Here is a 19323-nt window from a genome sequence, read left to right as displayed (position 1 = left end):
CTCACAAAGCGCAATGACCGAGTCCGCCGAGGCCTTGCGCAAGCGTCTTGGCGCCGAAGGATTCGCCTTCGCCGAGATCAACAGCGTGCCCGAGGTCGATGCCGACGGCGATACCGTGGACGTCACCTTTCAGGTCGAGCCGGGGCGGCGTGCTTATGTGCGGCGCATCAATTTCGAGGGTAATACCACGACCCAAGACGAAGTGCTGCGCCGCGAGATGATCCAGATGGAAGGCGCGCCGGCTTCCACCGATCAGATCAGTCAATCCCGCGAGCGTCTGCAGCGTTTGGGCTTCTTCCGCTCGGTCGACGTCGAAACGCGTCCCGTCTCCGATGAGCCCGACCAGCTTGACGTGACCTACAACGTCGAGGAACAGCCGTCCGGTTCGGTCTCGGCCAGCCTGGGGTATTCGCAAAGCGCCGGAGTCATCTATGGGGCGTCGCTGTCTCAGAGCAATTTCCTGGGTACCGGTAACCGTGTCAACGTCAATGCGCAGAAAGGTGATTATTTCACCAATCTCAACTTTGGCTACACCGATCCCTACTGGACGCTGGACGGCATCTCACGCGGCTACAATCTCTATTATCGCGAGACCAATTACGAAGACTTCGATGACATCTCGACCTATTCCTCGGATGCCATCGGGGGGAGCATCAATTTCGGGTATCCGATCAATGACCTGTCGCGCCTCAATTTCGGTGTCGGCGTCGAGGACCTGTCGCTCGATACCTATCGCGACACGCCGGCCGAAATCATCCAGTACACGGAAGACGAGGGCGACGACTTCCTGAACTACAAGCTCACCGCCAGCTGGACGCGTAACAACCTCAATCGCGGCATCATGCCCACCGACGGCAGCTATCAGAAGCTGTCGCTGGAGACCGCCGTGCCGGGGAGCGATACGCAGTACTATAAGACGCGCTACGAAGGCAAGAAGCTGTTTGAATTTCGTCCCGACTGGTCACTGAAGTTCAGCACCAACGTTGGCTATGCGAACACCGTCGGTGACGATGCTTACCCGTTCTACGAGAACTTCTATGCGGGTGGCCTGGGCTCGGTGCGCGGTTTCTCCAGCAATACGCTGGGGCCGAAGACCACGCCGCGTAAGGACGGCGACGACGACACCCTGGGGGGCAACGTGCTCATCGAGGGCTCGGCCGAGCTGATCTATCCGTTCCCCTGGGTCGAGGACCGCCGTTCATTGCAGACCAGCGTGTTCTTCGATGCCGGCAACACCTATCTGACCGACTGCTATGCCGTGCCGGAAGGCAAGAGTTCCAACTGCAGCAGCGGTGTCGATCTGGGTGAGTTGCGTTACAGCGTGGGGCTGGGGCTGTCCTGGCTGACGCCGGTGGGGCCGTTGACCTTCAGCGTCGCCAAGCCGATCAGTGACGAGGACGGCGACGATACGCAGGTCTTTCAGTTCTCGCTGGGTCAGACCTTCTAAAGCAGGCTGATGCAGCGTCATGCGCCAGGTGCGGCGGTGTGGCCGCCGCACCGAGTGACCATAATGAATCAAGGAGAGGGTGTGATGCGCAAATTGACGGGTGCCCTATGTCTTGGGGTGATGAGCGTGCTGTCCATGCCGGCCATGGCGAACGAGGTTGGCGTTATCGATTGGCGTCAGGCGTTGCTGGATTCGGATGCCGCCCAGCGCTCGATGAACGAGCTCAAGAATCAGATCGGCGACAAGAAACAGCGCGCCGAGTCACTGAGTCAGGAGCTGCAGCAGTTGCAACAGAAGCTTCAGCAAGATGGCGCGGTGATGTCCGATGCTGAGCGCAAAAGCGCTCAACAGGAGTTGCGTGCCAAGGGATCTGAGTTCCAGCAGTTGCGTCAGCAGATTCAAAGCATGCAGCAGAAGAAGGAACAATCCTTCATGCAGTCGGCCAAGCCTAAGCTCGATCGCGCCATCGAACAGGTCGTCGAGCAGCATGACCTGGACCTCGTGGTGGATCGTGATGCGGTGGTATATTCAGAGGATGGCCTCGACGTCACCGAGGAAGTCACCCGCATCTTTAACTCGCTCAACTGAGCCCATGGGGCGCTCCCGGCGCCCGTGGTTAGCGGTTCCAAGCGCACATGAAGACCCTTACTCCTTGCGCCTTCACGCTCGGTGAACTGGCCGAACGTCTCAAGGCCCGCTTGGTCGGCGATAGCGATCATCGTGTCACCGGCCTGGCGACTTTGCTTGATGCGGGCCCGGACGATATTACGTTCCTGGCCAACAAGACCTATCTCAAATACTTGCCTGAAACGAGCGCGGCTGCCGTGCTGGTACATCCCGCGTATGGCGCTGAGGTGCCCTGCGCGCGACTCGAACTCGACAACCCTTATCTCGGTTACGCCGAGCTATCCAGGCTGTTCGACCCGCTGGCGGGGCAGGCGCCGGAAGGTGTTCATCCCAGTGCGGTGGTCGCCGAGAGCGTGCATCTTGGGGCCCGAGTCTCGGTCGGCCCACAGTGTGTGATCGAAGCCGGCGCGGTTATCGGTGATGGCTGCGTGATCGGCGCTGGTAGTATCATCGGCGCTCACAGCGAAATCGGCGCCGACTCTCGCCTGCATGCTAATGTCACTGTTTATCACGGCGTGAGTGTCGGGCGGCGCGCCATTCTGCACAGCGGTTGTGTGGTGGGTGCCGATGGCTTCGGTTTCGCGCATGATGGCCAGGGCTGGCACAAGATCGCGCAGTTGGGTGGCGTCATCGTGGGTGACGACGTCGAAATCGGTAGCTGCTCAAGCATTGACCGCGGCGCCCTGGGAGACACGTTGATCGGCAATGACGTCAAGATCGACAGCCAGGTGCAGATCGCGCACAACGTGCAGGTCGGCGATCATAGCGCCCTGGCGGGGTGCGTGGGTATCGCGGGTTCGACCCGCGTTGGACGCCACTGCATGCTGGGTGGCGGCGTGGGTCTCTCGGGACACCTGACGATTTGCGATGGCGTTCAGGTCACCGGTATGAGTCTTGTCACCAACTCCATCCACGAGCCCGGGGTGTATTCCTCAGGGACAGGCGCCATGCCCAATGGCTTGTGGCGCAAGAACGCGGTGCGCTTCAAGCAGCTCGACGATCTCGCCAAGCGTCTGGCGCGTCTGGAACGGGATGCCTCGGGCGCCGCCCAAGGCTGATGGCTGCTAGCGAGGCGGATCTGTATAATCCCAGCCCACCCAGATAGGCGGAGTACTCCGTCCTCGTGTGCCTGCCTCCACGGCAGGCACTTCGTCATTTCAGAGGTTGTATCGATGGTAATGGACATCAACGAGATCCGTGAGTATTTACCGCATCGTTATCCGTTCTTGCTGGTGGATCGCGTCATGGACATCACGGTCGGCGAGTCGATCGTCGCCAACAAGAATGTCAGCATCAACGAACCATTTTTCAATGGACATTTCCCGCATCATCCGATCATGCCCGGTGTGTTGATCATCGAGGCCATGGCGCAGGCATGCGGTATCCTCGGGTTCAAAACCGTCGACAAGATGCCCGCCGACGGTTATGTCTATTATCTCGTAGGAAGCGATAACGTGCGCTTCAAGCGTCCGGTGATGCCGGGCGACCAACTGCGATTGGAAGCCAACGTCATCATGAGCAAGCGCGGGATCTGGAAATTCGCCTGCCGTGCCACGGTCGATGGCGAGCTGGCCTGCGAAGCCGAGATCATCTGTGCCGAGAGGAAAGTCGCTTGATTCATCCCAACGCCATCGTCGACCCCAGTGCGCGTGTGTCCGATGACGTCGACATCGGCCCGTTCTGCGTGATCGGCCCCGACGTTGAAATCGGGGAAGGCACGGTGATCGGTCCGCACGTGGTGCTCAAAGGGCCCACGCGCCTGGGGAAACGCAATCGGATCTTCCAGTTCGCCTCCGTTGGCGAGGATTGTCAGGACAAGAAGTACGACGGAGAACCCACTCGTTTGGAGATGGGTGACGACAATGTCGTGCGCGAAGGGGTTACCCTGCATCGCGGGACAATGCAGGATAAAGAGGCAACCGTCATCGGCTCGCGCAATCTTTTCATGGCCTACGCACATGTCGGGCACGACTGCGTCATCGGCGATGATTGCATACTTGCCAACCAGGCGACCTTGGCCGGACATGTCACCATCGGCGATCACGCTATCCTCGGGGGGCTCTCGGCGATCCATCAGTTTTGCCATATCGGTACGCATGCCATGTGCGGTGGCGGGTCGATCATCACCAAGGATGTCCCGGCCTACATCATCGTCAATGGCAATCCTGCGCAGGCGCATGGGCTCAACCTGGTGGGGCTCAAACGTCGCGGTTTCTCGCGCGAGGCCCTGCGCGCGCTGGGAGAAGCTTACCGCACCGTCTATCGCCAGGGATTGACCATGGAGCAAGCGCTGGAGCGTCTCGCAAACGATTTCGAAGGCCCGGAAGTCGCGACGTTCCTGGCGTCGCTGAAGAATTCCCAGCGCGGTATCACGCGCTGAACGAGGCACGTCATGCGTATCTACCTGGTCGCGGGAGAGCTATCGGGCGATATCCTCGGCGCCGGCTTGATGCAGGCGCTGAAGCGTCGCTATCCCGACGCTGAGTTTCGCGGTATCGGCGGTCCACGCATGTTCGCCGAAGGCTTGCACTCGCTGTACCCACTGGAGACGCTATCGGTCATGGGGCTGGTCGAGGTGCTCAAGCACTTGCCTGGCCTGATCAAGGTTCGACGGCATTTGCGGCGTGATGCCCTGGCTTGGCAGCCGGACGCGATGATCGGTATCGATGCCCCCGACTTCAATCTGGGGCTCGAGCGCCAATTGCGTATTGTCGGCATCCCTACTGCGCATTACGTCAGCCCTTCGGTCTGGGCGTGGCGCCAGGGCCGAGTGAAGAGTATTGCCCAGTCGGTCGATGCCATGCTCACCTTCCTGCCCTTCGAGGCGGCTTTTTATGCGCGCCATGATGTGCCGGTGGCCTTCGTCGGCCATCCGCTGGCCGATGAACTGCCGTTGGTCAACGATCGTCAGGCGGCACGCGCGGCACTGGGGTTGTCGCCCACAGCGCCGTTGCTGGCGTTGTTGCCAGGCTCACGCGGTAACGAAATCCGCTTTTTGGGACCTACATTTCTGGAGAGCGTCGCCTGGTTGCGTGAGCGTATCCCCGACTTGCAGGTGATCGTGCCGGCGGCGTCTCCGGCACGTCGCGAAGAACTCGAGGTACTGCTGGCCGATCATCCGGTGCGCGATATCGTCGTCCTGTGCGATGGCGAATCGCGTCAGGCAATGACTGCCGCCGATGCGGTGCTGCTCGCATCTGGCACCGCCGCACTCGAGGCCATGCTCTGTCATCGTCCCATGGTGGTGGCTTACAAGATGGCGCCAACCACGCACTGGTTAGCCAAGCGCATGGTCAAGACCGACTGGATCTCGCTGCCCAATCTGATTGCCCAGGAGACCCTGGTGCCCGAGCTGGTACAGGACGCCGCCAGTAGTGAGGCGATCGGCGCGGCGTTGCTCGAATGGCTCGGTGACGACGCCAAGCGCCAGGCGATGGAGATGCGTTTTGCAGACTTGCACGCTACGCTCCAGCGTGGTGCCAGCGAGCGCGCTGCCGAGGCCATCGACGGCTTGATCACGCACGGTCGTTTGCCGCGACAGGAGGAGAACGCATGACGGAGCTGCCACCGTTGGTGATCGATTATCAGGGCGCGTGTCTGGCGGGCGTCGATGAAGTGGGACGCGGTCCTTTGGTGGGCAGCGTAGTCGCGGCCGCGGTGATTCTCGATCCGGCGCGACCCATCGAGGGGCTGGCCGACTCCAAGACTCTCAGCGAAAAACGCCGCCTGGCATTGGCCGAGGCCATTCGCCAACACGCGACGGCCTTCGCGATAGGCGAAGCGTCGCCCGCCGAGATTGACACGCACAACATCCACCACGCGACGCATCTGGCCATGCGGCGTGCCATCGATGCCCTGCCGGTGGCGGCGGAATATCTGCTGGTGGACGGCAATCGGATGCCGGGGCATCATGTGCCAGGGCAGTGCGTGGTCAAGGGCGACCAGCGCCATGCCGCCATCGGCGCTGCCTCGATTCTGGCCAAAGTGACGCGCGACGCTCAGATGCTCGCTCTGCACGAGCGCCATCCCGAGTATGGACTCGCGCGCCACAAGGGCTATCCTACCCGTGAGCACCGCGAGGCGCTCGAGCGCCTGGGGCCGCTCGATGAGCATCGCCGCTCGTTTGCGCCGGTCAAGCAGCTGCTGCCGGCGTAGCGCCACATCACGCTGTTACCCAATTCATTCAGGAAGGTGTCGCCCGGACGGCATCGTCCGTTGCGTCTCAAGAGCTCGTCATGACTACGCCTTTCGTTCATCTGCGTGTGCACAGTGAATATTCCCTGGTCGATGGCCTGGTGCGCTTGAAGCCGCTGATCGAGGCGACGGCCGAAAGCGGCATGCCGGCCGTGGCCGTGACCGACGATTCCAACCTGTTCGGCCTGGTCAAGGCCTACAAGGGCACGCAAGGCGCGGGCCTCAAGCCGATCATCGGCGCCGACCTGTGGATGGAAAACCCTCACGACGAGGCGCATCCTTACCGCTTGACGCTGTTGGCGATGGACAACGACGGTTATCGCCATCTCACTGAGTTGATATCTCAGGGCTGGAGCGAGGGGCAGCAGCGTGGTCAGGGGATCCTCAAGAAGGAGTGGATATTCGAGCGCAGCGCGGGGTTGATCGCTTTGTCCGGTGCCCGTGAAGGAGAGATCGGGCGTCATCTTCTGACCGAACACGGCCAGGCGGCCCGCGAGCTGTGCGATGCCTGGAACGCCGCCTTCCCCGGGCGGTTCTATCTGGAAATCCAGCGCACCGGGCGCGAACACGATGAGGAATGCCTGCATCTGTCGGTGGCACTGGCGGCCGATACCCAGACACCGGTCGTGGCGACCAATGACGTCCGTTTCCTGACCCGCGAGGGGTTCTGGGCCCACGAAACGCGAGTGGCGATCGGCGAGGGCAAGGCGCTCGACGATCCACGACGCGAACGCCACTACAGTGAAGAGCAGTACCTGAAGAGCCCGCAAGAAATGGCCGAGCTGTTCGCCGATCTTCCCGAAGCGCTGGAGAACAGCGTGATGATCGCTGCGCGCTGCAACGTCGATGTACCGTTGGGCGAAATCTTCCTGCCCGAGTATTCGGTGCCGGATGGCATGAGCATGGAGAGCTTCTTCCGCAAGATCTCCCACGATGGCCTCACCGAGCGGCTCGAAAAACTCTTTACCGGCGAGACGCCGATCTATCCCGGGCGCGACCTCAGTGAGTACGAGGGGGGCTATCGCGAGCGGCTCGACTTCGAGCTTAATATCATTCTCGAGATGGGCTTCCCCGGGTACTTTCTGATCGTCATGGACTTCATCCAGTGGGCCAAGGATAACGACATTCCGGTGGGGCCAGGGCGTGGCTCGGGAGCTGGCTCGTTGGTCGCCTACGCCCTCAAGATCACCGACCTGGACCCGCTCGAGTACGATCTACTGTTCGAACGTTTCCTCAACCCGGAACGCGTGTCGATGCCCGACTTCGACGTCGACTTCTGCATGGAGAAGCGCGACCGGGTCATCGAATACGTGGCCAGCCGTTATGGGCGAGACGCCGTCTCGCAGATCGTGACCTTCGGCACCATGGCCGCCAAGGCCGTGGTGCGCGACGTGGCCCGTGCCCAGGGCAAGCCGTATTCGATGGGCGACAAACTATCCAAGCTGATCCCTTTCGAGGTTGGCATGACGCTGACCAAGGCCATCGAGCAGGAGCCGTCGCTCAAGGAATACCTGGACAACGATGAGGAATCCCAGGAAATCTGGGACATGGCGCTCCAGCTCGAGGGGATTACGCGCGGCACCGGCAAGCACGCCGGCGGGGTGGTGATTGCGCCCACCAAGCTGACCGATTTCTCGCCACTGCTGTGTGAGGAAGACGGCAGCGGGCTGGTAGTGCAGTACGACAAGAATGACATCGAGGAAGCCGGGCTGGTCAAGTTCGACTTCCTGGGGTTGCGCACGCTGACGATCATCGACTGGGCGCTGGAGATGGTCGATACGGTGCGCGCCCGCGAAGGTCAGGGGCCGCTGGATATCGCGTCGATCCCGCTCGATGACGTGCCGACCTTCGATATGCTCAAGAAGGCCGAGACCACGGCAGTCTTCCAGCTCGAATCGCGCGGCATGAAGGAGTTGATCAAGCGTCTGGAGCCTGACTCGCTGGAGGACATGATCGCCCTGGTGGCGTTGTTCCGTCCGGGGCCGCTGCAATCCGGCATGGTCGACGACTTCATCAATCGCAAGCATGGTCGCGCCGAGGTCGCCTATCCACACCCGGATTACCAGCACGAGTTGCTCAAGCCGGTGCTTGGTCCCACCTATGGCATCATCCTCTATCAAGAGCAGGTGATGCAGATCGCCCAGGTGATCGCGGGGTACAGCCTGGGCCAGGCGGATATGCTGCGGCGTGCCATGGGCAAGAAGAAGCCCGAGGAAATGGCCAAGCAGCGCGCCGGCTTCATGGAAGGGTGCGCCGCCAACGGTATCGACAAGGACCTGGCCGGCAACCTCTTCGATCTGGTGGAGAAATTCGCCGGTTACGGGTTCAACAAATCGCACTCGGCCGCCTATGGCCTGGTCTCGTACCAGACGGCGTGGCTCAAGGCGCATTATCCCGCGCCCTTTATGGCGGCGGTGCTGTCCACCGAGATGGACAACCTCGACAAGGTCGTGCCGCTGATCGAGGAGTGTCGTAAGCAGGGACTGACGGTCACGCCACCGGACGTCAATATGGGCAGCTACAAGTTTACCGTCGACGAACAAAACCGTGTCGTCTATGGCTTGGGCGCGATTCGCGGCGTCGGTGAAGGGCCCATCGGTGCGATCGTCGAAGCGCGCGAAGCCGACGGCGCCTTCGACGATCTGTTCGATTTTTGTCGCCGTGTCGACGCCAAGCGCCTCAACAAGCGTACGCTGGAGGCGTTGATCCGCTCCGGTGCGCTGGATAATCTGGGGCCGACCCGCGCGGTGTTGGTGGCGTCGCTGGATGCCGCGCTCAAGGCGGCGTCGCAGAGCAATGCCAATGCCAGCGCGGGGATGATCGACATGTTCGGCGATGCTTTCGTCGAACCGGAAAGTGGCGATGTATACGCCGATTATCAGCATGCCCGCGAGTGGACCGACAAAGAGCGCCTGGCCGGCGAGAAAGATACCTTGGGCCTCTACCTGACCGGCCATCCCATCGACGAGTACGAAAGCGAGCTCAAGCGCTTCGTGTCGACACGCATCGTCGATCTCAAACCCCAACGCGGCGAGTCGCAGCGTGTCGCGGGGCTGGTGGTGGCCATGCGCACCATGAAGTCCAAGCGCGGCGACACCATGGCCTTCATTACCCTGGATGACCGTACCGGACGTATCGAGGCCTCGCTATTCGGCGAGATGTACGAGCAGATGCGTGGCAAGCTCGGCGCCGATGACGTCCTGATCATCGAAGGCGAAGTAAGCACCGATGATTATTCAGGCGGGCTGCGCCTGCGTGGCAAGGAAGTGACGCCGATGGTCGATGCGCGCACGCGCTATGGCGAGGCCGTGGAACTCGCGGTGGACGGCACGCGTCTCAATGGACGTTTCGCGCGCAATTTGCAAGATAGCCTGACGCGGTGGCGGGATCCTCAGGGGCTGCCGGTACGCGTGCGCTACCGCAACCCCCAGGCCAGCGGCGTGCTGGAACTGGGTGAGCCCTGGCGCGTATCGCCCAGCGACGACTTACTTATCGCCCTGCGCGAAGTGGAGGGACAGGAGGCGGTTACGCTGCGTTATCGTGGGTGATTCCGTCATCGCTGGCCATGGTGCTGGCGCGTGGTGTCTTGCGTGATGCGTTCAGGGTGCGATAATGCCGGTTTACGGCCGGTTGGCGCCATGCCCTGTCCGTCACAGCGTCGCCTCGCGCGACATCGGACGTGCGGCCCCGGGCTGCCCAAGACCACAAAGTAGACGTTCTATGAATCCCAACTACCTGGACTTTGAACAGCCGATCGCCGAGCTGGAAGCCAAGATCGATGAACTACGTCTGGTCGGTAACGACAGCCGTATCAGCTTGAGCGACGAAATCGGCAAGCTTGAAGACAAGAATCACAAGCTCACCGAATCGATTTTTCGCGACCTCAGCGCCTGGCAGGTATCGCAGCTCTCGCGTCATCCTCAGCGTCCTTACATGCTGGATTACCTCGACAACTTGTTCGAGGATTTCGACGAGTTGCATGGCGATCGTCACTTTGCCGATGACGCCGCCATCGTGGGTGGCGTGGCGCGCCTCGATGATAAACCGGTGATGGTCATCGGTCATCAGAAGGGGCGTGATGTCAAAGAGAAAGTGCGGCGCAACTTCGGTATGCCGCGCCCGGAAGGCTATCGCAAGGCGTGCCGGCTGATGGAAATGGCCGAGCGCTTCCAGATGCCGGTCTTGACCTTCATCGATACTCCCGGCGCCTATCCGGGAATCGACGCCGAGGAGCGCGGCCAGAGCGAGGCCATAGCATACAATCTGGCGGTCATGTCGCGCCTCAAGACGCCGATCATCTCCACCGTCGTGGGCGAGGGTGGCTCCGGTGGCGCCCTGGCGATCGGTGTCTGCGATGAGCTGCAGATGCTGCAGTATTCGACCTATGCGGTCATTTCCCCGGAAGGCTGTGCCTCGATCCTGTGGAAGAGTGCCGAAAAGGCCTCCGAGGCGGCGCAAGCGATGGGTATTACCGCCGAGCGCCTCAAGGAGCTGGGCTTCGTCGATACCCTGATCAAGGAGCCGCTGGGGGGCGCGCACCGCAATCCGCAGAAGATGGCCGATGGCATCAAGGACGCCCTCGGCGCGAGCCTCGAGCGGCTGGAGGCCATGGAGACGGACGCCCTGTTGTCGCGTCGCTATGAGCGACTGATGAGTTATGGCGCGCCCCAATAACACATCGTCTTCCCCCGATGCCCTTGTCGACGACGCCCTGGCGATGACCTCGCCGGGGCGTTGCGTTTGGGTGGCGCTGTCAGGCGGCCTGGATTCCTCCTTGATGCTGATGCTGGCGGTGGCGGCGTGTCGTCGTCACCCACGGCCGCTCTATGCGGTGCACGTCAATCATCACCTGCAGCCGGCCGCCGAGGATTTCGAGCGTCATTGTCGAGCGCTTTGTTCACGCCTGGGCGTGCCGCTCTTCGTCGAACGTGTCACGGTGGTACGTGGTGAGCACGGCCTCGAGGCTCATGCCCGTGAGGCGCGGCTTGCAGCGTATGCGCGCCGTGTCCCACCGGGCGACACCCTGCTGCTGGCACAGCATGCCGACGATCAGGCCGAAGGCCTGTTGCTGGCGGGACTGCGCGGAAGTGGTTTGCGCGGCATGGCGGGCATGCCGGAGAGGCGCGAGTGGCAGGAGCGTTACATGGTCCGGCCGTGGCTATCCGTGGCGCGTGCAGCGCTGGAGCGTGAAGCCGCGACACGCGATTTACGTTGGGTCGAGGATCCGTCCAACGCCGATGAGCGCTTCGATCGCAACTATCTGCGCCACACGGTCATGCCAGCGCTGGCGGCACGCTGGCCGGGCGCGGCGACATCGCTGGCGCGCACCGCCGAGCACCTAGGCGAGAGCGATGCGCTGCTGGAAGAACTGGCCGAAGACACCTTGCAGGCATTGGGAGACGATGCTGCCTGCTTGCCGGTGGCGGATCTCCTGGCGCTTTCCCGGCCCCGCCAGCGTCTGCTGGTACGCCATGCCTGTCGGCGACTCTCCCTGCCCACGCCACCGCGCGCGCGCCTCGAAAGCTTGCTCGATCAATTGCAGGCCCGCGACGATGCCCAGGTCCATATCGATTGGCCAGGCGCGCAGGCCAGGCGCTGGCGAGGGCATCTCTATCTGCTGGCACCGCTGGACGCACCACCGGTGGCGGATACCTTCCTGACCTGGGATGGCCGCGCGCCCCTGGTGACACCGCTGGGTCCGCTGGCGTGGCAACTGCTTCCCGATCCTCCGCGTGATGTCAGTCTCACGCTGCGTTTGCGTCGGGGTGGCGAGACGCTGCGTCTCCCAGGGCGCGGGCGGCGCGATCTCAAGCGCTTGCTGCAGGAGCGCCGCGTCCCACCGTGGCAGCGCGAACGCCTGTGGCTGGCCTGGGAGGACGATACCCTGGTCGGGGTGCTGGGCATCGCCGCCGCCGAAGGCTGGCGGCTGCGGGCGATGCCTGATGATGCTGATGCGTCTAGGCATCGATAACCAGCGAAAAGCCGGCATTGCGTTGATAGCGCGCTTCCTGATCGAGGTCGGCCATCAACAGCGGTCGGTCGCTGGCCTGATCGAGATACACATATAGGGTCTCGCCATCGGCCTGGAGGCGGACATCGAGGACGGGCGCCTCGGGGCGCGAATGATTGAGGGCCACCGCTAGGCGCAGAAGTCGCGCTAGTCGTGCATAGGTCGATCGCGTGGCGGCAGGCAGGGCATCGAGTTCCTTGGCGGGAAACTTGCGTCGATGGGCGCGCACCAGAAAGGCCAGAGACTGTTGCTCGGGACGCGAAAAACCGGCCAGGTCGGAGTTTTCGAGCAGATAGGCGCCGTGGCGATGAAACTGACTGTGTGAGACCGCGAGGCCAACTTCGTGCAACTCGGCGGCCCAGGCCAGGAACTGACGCTGCTCCTGGCTCAACGGCCAGACGTCGGCGACGTGCTCGCAGAGTTGCACGGCAGTGGCGCGCACATTGTTTGCTTGACGCGTGTCGACGTCAAAACGCCGACGCAGCGTGAGTAGCGCCGAGGCTCGGGAATCCTCGGCGGTATTGCGGCCGAGAAGATCATACAGCACGCCTTCGCGCAGGGCGCCATCCGAGTAGCGCATGCGTTCGAGTTCGAAGGCCTCGAAGATGGCGCACAGAATCGCCACGCCCGCCGGAAATACCCGGGCTCGGTCGCTCTTGAGCCCTTCCATGACGACCTTGTCGAGCTTCTTGCACTTTAGTAGTCGGCTACGCAGGTTCTGTAGTCCCTGGCGCGTGATCATACCTTCCGGCGCGTCTCCGCTCGCGGCCTGCACGGCGGCGATGGCCTTGATGGTGCCACTGGAGCCGACCGGGTCCTGCCAGCCGAGCTCTTGATAGGGGCGCCGAATGTTGGCGAGCTCCGAACGCGCGGCGAGTTCGGCATCGCGAAAGCGCCGCTCGGTGATCGCGCCGTCGGCGAAGAAGCGTCGCGTATAGGCCACGCAGCCCATGTGCAAGCTTTCCAACGCCAGGGGCTCGAAACGCTCGCCGATAATGAGCTCGGTGGAGCCGCCGCCGATGTCGACGATGAGTCGGCGTCCGTGTACTTCCGCCAACGCATGTGCGGCGCCCAGATAGACAAGGCGCGCTTCCTCGCGGCCGGCGATGATCTCGATGGGATGGCCGATCAGCGCCTCGGCTCGGTCGATCAGCGTCTGACGGTTGTATGCCGCGCGCAAGGCGTTGGTGCCCACGATGCGCACGTCGCCAGCGTCGAGGCCACTCAGGTAGGGGGCGAAGCGCTCCAGGCAGGCAAGGGCTCGCTCTGAAGCGGCGTCATCGAGGTACTCTTCGGCGTCGAGCCCGGCTGCCAGCTGTACCTTCTCGCCGAGCTTGGCGACGACCTGGAGCTGACCGGCGTAATGATTGGCGACCAGCAGGTGGAAGCTGTTCGAGCCGAGGTCGATGGCGGCAAGACGCCTTGGCGCCGGATGGCGGCTGCTCATGCGAGGATCCTTTTCACAGAAGTATGGCAAGGTTGCGGGGGCGCCCGAGGCTTGTCAATTGTCGCCATGCGGCGTCCAATGGGGAATGATGAATTGGCCTAATGTCCAGGAGACGGCGCATGTCCGAACAGCTATTCGAGGTGACGGACGACACCTTCGAGGCCCGCGTTCTGGAAGCAGCTACACCCACCCTGGTGGCTTTCGTGGCGTCCTGGTGTGGCCCTTGCGTCGAATTGCGCCCGCGCCTGTCCGCCCTGGCCGGCGCGCGTGCGACGACGTTGCAGGTCGCGCTGTGCGATGTCGACCTCAATACGGCCATGGCCCAAAAGTACGGTGTGCGCGGCATGCCGACCCTGGCGCTTTTTACCGATGCGGGGTTGGATACTACGCGCGTGGGGGCGCTGTCCGCTGCGCAACTCGAGACATGGCTCGATCACCAGCTCGCGAATTGAGGCCGTGTCATGGAGATGGCCAATTCCCGATAAGACGCGTCGTTGCGCCTCGGCATCACGCATGAGCAAAGTGGGCTTGCGTTTGGCTGACGCCTTGACTACCATCGAGACGTTCGCCTGTTCCGAATGCTTCCTGACCGTTAACGCGGCATAGCCGTCGCGGTCCTCCAAGTCGTCAGATCGCCCCAAGTATTCTTGTCTCGCCAAGCCTCCCGATGAGGAGCTAGGCATGGCGCCAGGCGACGCGAACCGAATCTCTCAATACCGTTTTTCGCCAATCCCTCGCGCGGCGATGCCTTGAAGCATGAATGCGGCGAGTGGAACGGATGTCCTGGGGCCCTCTGAACGCACCGCGCGGCGCACAACCGCCTCCTGTCTTTTGTCCGGCAATCCCATTGCCTCGCCGACACGAGCAATCTCTGACGAAACCGATGAATCTTACCGAACTCAAGCAAAAAACCGTTCCCGAACTGCTGGATATTGCCCGGGAAATGGGCATCGACAATCTGGCACGTTCGCGTAAACAAGACATCATCTTCGCCATTCTCAAGAAGCATGCGAAAAGTGGTGAAGACATTTATGGCGATGGTGTGCTGGAAATCCTGCAGGATGGCTTCGGCTTTCTTCGCAGTGCTGACAGCTCCTATCTGGCCGGCCCCGATGACATTTATGTCTCGCCGTCGCAGATCCGTCGCTTCAACCTGCGCAAGGGCGATAGTATCGCCGGCAAGATTCGACCGCCGAAGGAAGGGGAGCGTTATTTCGCGCTGCTCAAGGTCAGCCAGATCAACTTCGACCGGCCCGAAAACGCCAAGCACAAGATCCTGTTCGAGAACCTGACGCCGCTGTTCCCGCAGGAACGCATGGTGATGGAGGTCGGTAATGGCTCGACGGAGGACCTGACCTCGCGGGTAATCGATCTTACGTCGCCCATCGGCAAGGGCCAGCGTGGTCTGCTCGTGTCCCCGCCCAAGGCGGGCAAGACGCTGATGCTGCAGAACATCGCGACGTCGATCACGCGCAACAATCCCGAATGCCATCTGATCGTGCTGCTGATCGATGAACGTCCCGAAGAGGTCACCGAGATGGCGCGCACCGTGCGTGGTGAGGTGGTGGCCTCGACCTTCGATGAACCTCCCGCTAGGCACGTCCAGGTGGCGGAGATGGTCATCGAAAAGGCCAAGCGATTGGTCGAGCACAAGCGCGACGTGGTGGTACTGCTTGATTCCATTACACGCCTGGCCCGGGCCTACAACACCGTGGTGCCGTCTTCCGGCAAGGTGTTGACCGGTGGTGTCGATGCCCATGCCCTGGAGAAGCCCAAACGCTTTTTCGGTGCGGCACGCAACATCGAAGAGGGCGGCAGTCTGACGATTATCGCCACCGCGCTGGTCGACACTGGCTCGAAGATGGATGAAGTGATCTTCGAGGAGTTCAAGGGTACGGGTAACATGGAAGCCCATCTGGACCGCAAGCTGGCCGAGAAGCGCGTCTATCCGGCACTCAACATTCGACGTTCCGGTACCCGGCGCGAGGACCTCATTGCCTCCGAGGAAGAAATGCAGCGCATGTGGATCTTGCGCAAGTTACTCAATCCCATGGAAGACGTGGCCGCGACCGAGTTCCTGATCGATCGCTTGAAGGATACGAAGACGAATATCGAGTTCTTCGAGGCCATGAAAAAACGTTGATGCTGGCCTGCCTCGGCTGACGCGTGCAAGATATCGCCGGACTGAAGGCCGATGGGCGGTCAATGAAAGGGCGGCATGTTATGCTGCCCTTTTCGCGTTCTGGCACGGAAAACCACATGAAATATCGGGACTTGCGCGATTTCATCGCGGCGCTGGAGGAACGTGGCGAGCTCCAGCGAATCACGGCGGAGGTCGATCCTTACCTGGAGGTCACCGAGATCTGTGATCGCACGCTGCGCGCGGGCGGACCGGCGTTGCTGTTCGAGAACGTTAAGGGACATGCCATGCCGTTGCTGGGCAACCTGTTCGGGACGCCTGAACGTGTTGCGCTGGGTATGGGACAGGACTCGATAGCCGCGCTGCGCGAGGTCGGCGAACTGCTGGCGTTTCTCAAGGAGCCTGAGCCGCCCAAAGGCTTCCGCGATGCCTGGGAAAAGCTGCCGATCTTCAAGCAGGTGATGAGCATGGGGCCCAAGACGTTGCGTAAGGCGCCATGCCAGGAAGTGATCCGCGAAGGCGATGATGTCGATCTCGACCAACTGCCGATCCAGCATTGCTGGCCGGGCGATGTGGCGCCGCTGGTGACCTGGTCGCTGGTGGTGACCAAGGGGCCCCATAAGGAGCGCCAGAATCTGGGCATCTACCGCCAGCAGAAACTGGGCAAGAACCGCCTGATCATGCGCTGGCTCTCGCATCGCGGCGGAGCGCTGGATTTTCAGGAATGGCAGCAAGCCCACCCGGGCGAACCGTTCCCGGTGGCGGTAGCGCTGGGCGCCGATCCGGCGACCATTCTCGGTGCGGTGACGCCGGTGCCGGACAGTCTTTCCGAATACGCCTTCGCCGGCTTGCTACGCGGCTCGCGCACCGAGCTGGTCAAGTGCGGCCATGCCGATCTAGAAGTGCCTGCGTCCAGCGAAATCGTTCTCGAGGGTTACCTCTACCCCGACGATACGGCGCCGGAAGGCCCTTATGGCGATCATACCGGCTACTACAACGAGGTCGAGACGTTCCCGGTCTTCACCGTCGAGCGCATCACGCATCGCCGCGACCCGATCTATCATTCCACCTATACGGGGCGGCCGCCGGACGAACCCGCCGTCCTTGGCCTGGCACTCAACGAAGTGTTCGTGCCGATCCTGCGCAAGCAATTTCCTGAGATCGTCGATTTCTACCTGCCACCGGAGGGCTGTTCCTACCGCATGGCGGTGGTGACCATGAAAAAGCAGTACCCGGGCCACGCCAAGCGCGTGATGATGGGCGTCTGGAGCTTCTTGCGCCAGTTCATGTACACCAAGTTCGTGATCGTGCTCGATAACGATGTCGACGCGCGCAACTGGGAAGACGTGATCTGGGCCATCACCACGCGCATGGATCCGGCGCGCGATACGGTCATGGTCGAGAACACGCCGATCGACTATCTCGACTTCGCCTCGCCGGTACCAGGCCTGGGCTCGAAGATGGGATTCGATGCCACTACCAAATGGGCAGGCGAAACCGACCGCGAGTGGGGCACGCCCATCGTCATGGATGATGCCGTCAAGCAGCGTGTCGACGCGCGCTGGGAGGAATACGGCATCACGACGCCGCCACCGGCACCCCGCCATTCGCCCCAGAGCGACGAACGAGGACACGATGACGCCTAAGACGCTGAGCTGCCATGTCGAGTCGGTCGAGGACCTGACGACCGACGTATTTCGCGTCCATCTGACGGGGCGCCGCGAGGCGATCGCGCATGCCCCTGGCCAGTATCTGGAACTCAAGCTGGACGACGATACCTGGGTGCCGTTCTCCATCGCCAACGCCCATGTCGACGACGGCATCATCGAGTTGCACGTCCAGCATTGGCCGGAACGCAGCAACTCGGCACGCTTGCGCGAAATCTTAGTGCATGCCGCCCAGTTGACGGTGCGTCTGCCCAATGGCGGCTGCGTACTGGATACGCACAGCCGGCGGCCGCTGACCCTGATTGCGGCAGGCACCGGTTTCGCTCAGATGAAGGCCATCGTCGAGGCTGCGCTGGCCAACGAGCATCCGGGCCCGATTCGGTTGTGGTGGGCGGTCAAGCATCCACGGGATCTGTATCTGGAAAGCCTGGCGCTGCAATGGGCCGCCGAGCATACGCATGTCGAGATGCACACCGTCAGCGAGGAGAGCGACCCCGGATTGAGCACGCCAACGGGCGTGACACGCCACGTCGGGCGTATCGATGCGATCCTTGCCGACGCGCTGGGGGACGTGTCCGGTGACGATGTCTATCTCTCCGGCTCTCCGGGCATGGTCTATGCGTGTGTCGATACGCTGGCGCCATTGGGGCTTGATCCTGAACGAGTCTTCTCGGATGTCTTTGCCTATGCCCCGCGTGTGCCGCTGATTCCACTGCCGGACGATACGCCCGAGCGCGTGCCGCTATCGCCCGGGGAGCGCCGCGCGGAGGACGACGCATGAGCCAATCACCGATTCTCGTCACGGGTGGCGCCCAGCGCCTGGGGCGCCATTGTGTGGAGCGCCTGCTCGACGATGGCCAGCCGGTGATCATGAGCTACCGTCGAGAACGTGAGTCTCTGGAGGGATTGCGTCGGCGTGGGGCGGTGACCCTGCCGGCGGACTTTTCCAGCGAGGCGGGCATTCACGACTTCCTCGCACGCCTCAAGGCACAGACCTCGTCGCTGCGTGCCATCGTCCATAATGCCAGCGACTGGGCGCCGGACAGCCTAGACGACGATGCCGGCGCCAATTTCGAACGCCTGTTTCGCGTGCACATGCAGGCCCCGTACCTGATCAACCTGCATGCCCGCGAGCTGCTGGATGCCTGCCAGGAACCGCAGCGCGACATCATCCACATGACCGATTACGTCAGCCAGAAGGGCTCACGCAAGCACGCCGCCTATGCGGCGACCAAGGCGGGGCTGGACAATCTGACCCTGTCGTTTGCCGCGATGTACGCGCCGAGTATTCAGGTCAACGCCATCGCGCCGGCCTTGATCATGCTGGGCGACGGTGACGACGAAGCCTATGCCGAGAAGGCCAAGGCTAAGTCGTTGATGGCCAAGGTGCCGGGGCCGGGGGTCATTTATCAGACGCTGCGTTATCTGCTCGACAACGATTTCGTGACCGGTGCGATACTGCCTGTCGACGGCGGCCGTCACTTGCGATGAGCGATAGCCCTGCCGCGGGCTTGTCAAATGGCGACAGCCGTGTAGGATGAGGGCATGTTCAGGAGTCAACCCATGTCGATAGCATCAGCCACCGCAAGCATGCATTCCCTGCCGATTCAGGCAGCGGAAAGTGCCGTGCGCGCGTTCTTTGGCTTTAGCTATTGGTATTGGTTTAGCCCCGGCGTGCCCGGCGATAGGGTCTCATGACCTGATACGCCGTGAGGCACGCCCCACCCCGGGTTGCCTCCAGCGTCTTCGAACCCCCGGTCGGCAACCCGATCGGGGGTTTTTGCGTTTAAT

The 19323-nt window shown here is 62.1% G+C and carries 16 protein-coding genes; 15 read left to right on the top strand and 1 reads right to left on the bottom strand.

All coding sequences use genetic code 11. The features are described from left to right. From bamA to tilS, 10 genes are all read left to right on the top strand, one after another. Positions 1-1447 (top strand): outer membrane protein assembly factor BamA (gene bamA / locus OP496_RS13885; RefSeq protein WP_280564285.1); only part of this gene is annotated, 1447 nt, incomplete at its 5' end. Positions 1448-1531: 84 nt separating this feature from the next. Continuing rightward, on the top strand, positions 1532-2035 hold the full coding sequence (locus OP496_RS13880; RefSeq protein ID WP_280564283.1) for an OmpH family outer membrane protein: 504 nt from the start codon (positions 1532-1534) through the stop codon (positions 2033-2035). Positions 2036-2082: 47 nt separating this feature from the next. Continuing rightward, a complete protein-coding gene (gene lpxD / locus OP496_RS13875; RefSeq protein ID WP_040239560.1) occupies positions 2083-3132 on the top strand; it encodes a UDP-3-O-(3-hydroxymyristoyl)glucosamine N-acyltransferase in 1050 nt (349 codons plus the stop codon). Between the two features lie 114 nt (positions 3133-3246). Next, entirely contained in the window at positions 3247-3690 is a 444-nt protein-coding gene (fabZ, locus tag OP496_RS13870; RefSeq protein ID WP_280562719.1) for a 3-hydroxyacyl-ACP dehydratase FabZ, read from the top strand. After that, positions 3687-4454: an acyl-ACP--UDP-N-acetylglucosamine O-acyltransferase gene (gene lpxA / locus OP496_RS13865; RefSeq protein ID WP_280562720.1), complete on the top strand. Its 768-nt coding sequence runs from the start codon at positions 3687-3689 to the stop codon at positions 4452-4454. Before fabZ ends, lpxA begins: the two co-directional genes overlap by 4 nt. Positions 4455-4466: 12 nt before the next feature. Continuing rightward, a complete protein-coding gene (gene lpxB / locus OP496_RS13860) occupies positions 4467-5630 on the top strand; it encodes a lipid-A-disaccharide synthase (protein WP_280562721.1) in 1164 nt (387 codons plus the stop codon). Further along, positions 5627-6229: a ribonuclease HII gene (rnhB, locus tag OP496_RS13855; RefSeq protein ID WP_280562722.1), complete on the top strand. Its 603-nt coding sequence runs from the start codon at positions 5627-5629 to the stop codon at positions 6227-6229. The genes lpxB and rnhB overlap by 4 nt, the downstream gene beginning before the upstream one ends. An 80-nt stretch (positions 6230-6309) precedes the next feature. Continuing rightward, positions 6310-9816 (top strand): DNA polymerase III subunit alpha, encoded by a 3507-nt coding sequence (dnaE, locus tag OP496_RS13850; RefSeq protein WP_280562723.1) that lies wholly within the window; start codon positions 6310-6312, stop codon positions 9814-9816. A gap of 172 nt (positions 9817-9988) precedes the next feature. Further along, positions 9989-10942, top strand: a complete 954-nt coding sequence (locus OP496_RS13845; RefSeq protein ID WP_280562724.1) for an acetyl-CoA carboxylase carboxyltransferase subunit alpha — start codon at positions 9989-9991, stop codon at positions 10940-10942. Beyond that, a complete protein-coding gene (tilS, locus tag OP496_RS13840) occupies positions 10926-12239 on the top strand; it encodes a tRNA lysidine(34) synthetase TilS (RefSeq protein ID WP_280562725.1) in 1314 nt (437 codons plus the stop codon). Before OP496_RS13845 ends, tilS begins: the two co-directional genes overlap by 17 nt. Here tilS and ppx read toward each other — a convergent pair. Continuing rightward, positions 12226-13725, bottom strand: coding sequence for an exopolyphosphatase (ppx, locus tag OP496_RS13835; protein ID WP_280562726.1), 1500 nt, complete (start codon positions 13723-13725; stop codon positions 12226-12228). The two genes, tilS and ppx, sit on opposite strands and share 14 nt — an antisense overlap. Positions 13726-13844: 119 nt before the next feature. On the opposite strand from ppx, the gene OP496_RS13830 reads away from it, so the two are divergent. The 5 genes from OP496_RS13830 to folM all read left to right on the top strand — a co-directional run bounded on the left by OP496_RS13830 (position 13845) and on the right by folM (position 19023). After that, on the top strand, positions 13845-14177 hold the full coding sequence (locus OP496_RS13830) for a thioredoxin domain-containing protein (RefSeq protein WP_280562727.1): 333 nt from the start codon (positions 13845-13847) through the stop codon (positions 14175-14177). A gap of 431 nt (positions 14178-14608) precedes the next feature. Beyond that, the gene (gene rho, locus OP496_RS13825) at positions 14609-15868 is read left to right on the top strand and encodes a transcription termination factor Rho (RefSeq protein ID WP_280562728.1); all 1260 of its coding nucleotides are present in this window, start codon (positions 14609-14611) and stop codon (positions 15866-15868) included. Positions 15869-15984: 116 nt separating this feature from the next. Next, positions 15985-17511: a 4-hydroxy-3-polyprenylbenzoate decarboxylase gene (gene ubiD, locus OP496_RS13820; protein WP_280562729.1), complete on the top strand. Its 1527-nt coding sequence runs from the start codon at positions 15985-15987 to the stop codon at positions 17509-17511. Beyond that, positions 17501-18313, top strand: a complete 813-nt coding sequence (locus OP496_RS13815) for an NAD(P)H-flavin reductase (RefSeq protein ID WP_280562730.1) — start codon at positions 17501-17503, stop codon at positions 18311-18313. The genes ubiD and OP496_RS13815 overlap by 11 nt, the downstream gene beginning before the upstream one ends. Beyond that, positions 18310-19023, top strand: coding sequence for a dihydromonapterin reductase (gene folM, locus OP496_RS13810; protein ID WP_280562731.1), 714 nt, complete (start codon positions 18310-18312; stop codon positions 19021-19023). The genes OP496_RS13815 and folM overlap by 4 nt, the downstream gene beginning before the upstream one ends. Positions 19024-19323: the final 300 nt, after the last annotated feature.

Origin of the sequence: Chromohalobacter sp. 48-RD10 (assembly GCF_029889785.1) — a bacterium.
Taxonomy (GTDB): domain Bacteria; phylum Pseudomonadota; class Gammaproteobacteria; order Pseudomonadales; family Halomonadaceae; genus Chromohalobacter.
Note: the sequence above shows the minus strand (reverse complement) of the source record. Positions and strands in the feature narration are given on the sequence as shown.

Bases quoted from the DNA above. Each gene is read 5' to 3' on its own strand.
- OP496_RS13880 (WP_280564283.1), top strand. From the start codon at position 1,532: ATGCGCAAATTGACGGGTGCCCTATGTCTTGGGGTGATGAGCGTGCTG.
- lpxD (WP_040239560.1), top strand. From the start codon at position 2,083: ATGAAGACCCTTACTCCTTGCGCCTTCACGCTCGGTGAACTGGCCGAA.
- fabZ (WP_280562719.1), top strand. From the start codon at position 3,247: ATGGTAATGGACATCAACGAGATCCGTGAGTATTTACCGCATCGTTAT.
- lpxB (WP_280562721.1), top strand. From the start codon at position 4,467: ATGCGTATCTACCTGGTCGCGGGAGAGCTATCGGGCGATATCCTCGGC.
- rnhB (WP_280562722.1), top strand. From the start codon at position 5,627: ATGACGGAGCTGCCACCGTTGGTGATCGATTATCAGGGCGCGTGTCTG.
- dnaE (WP_280562723.1), top strand. From the start codon at position 6,310: ATGACTACGCCTTTCGTTCATCTGCGTGTGCACAGTGAATATTCCCTG.
- OP496_RS13845 (WP_280562724.1), top strand. From the start codon at position 9,989: ATGAATCCCAACTACCTGGACTTTGAACAGCCGATCGCCGAGCTGGAA.
- tilS (WP_280562725.1), top strand. From the start codon at position 10,926: ATGGCGCGCCCCAATAACACATCGTCTTCCCCCGATGCCCTTGTCGAC.
- ppx (WP_280562726.1), bottom strand. From the start codon at position 13,725: ATGAGCAGCCGCCATCCGGCGCCAAGGCGTCTTGCCGCCATCGACCTC.
- OP496_RS13830 (WP_280562727.1), top strand. From the start codon at position 13,845: ATGTCCGAACAGCTATTCGAGGTGACGGACGACACCTTCGAGGCCCGC.
- rho (WP_280562728.1), top strand. From the start codon at position 14,609: ATGAATCTTACCGAACTCAAGCAAAAAACCGTTCCCGAACTGCTGGAT.
- ubiD (WP_280562729.1), top strand. From the start codon at position 15,985: ATGAAATATCGGGACTTGCGCGATTTCATCGCGGCGCTGGAGGAACGT.
- OP496_RS13815 (WP_280562730.1), top strand. From the start codon at position 17,501: ATGACGCCTAAGACGCTGAGCTGCCATGTCGAGTCGGTCGAGGACCTG.
- folM (WP_280562731.1), top strand. From the start codon at position 18,310: ATGAGCCAATCACCGATTCTCGTCACGGGTGGCGCCCAGCGCCTGGGG.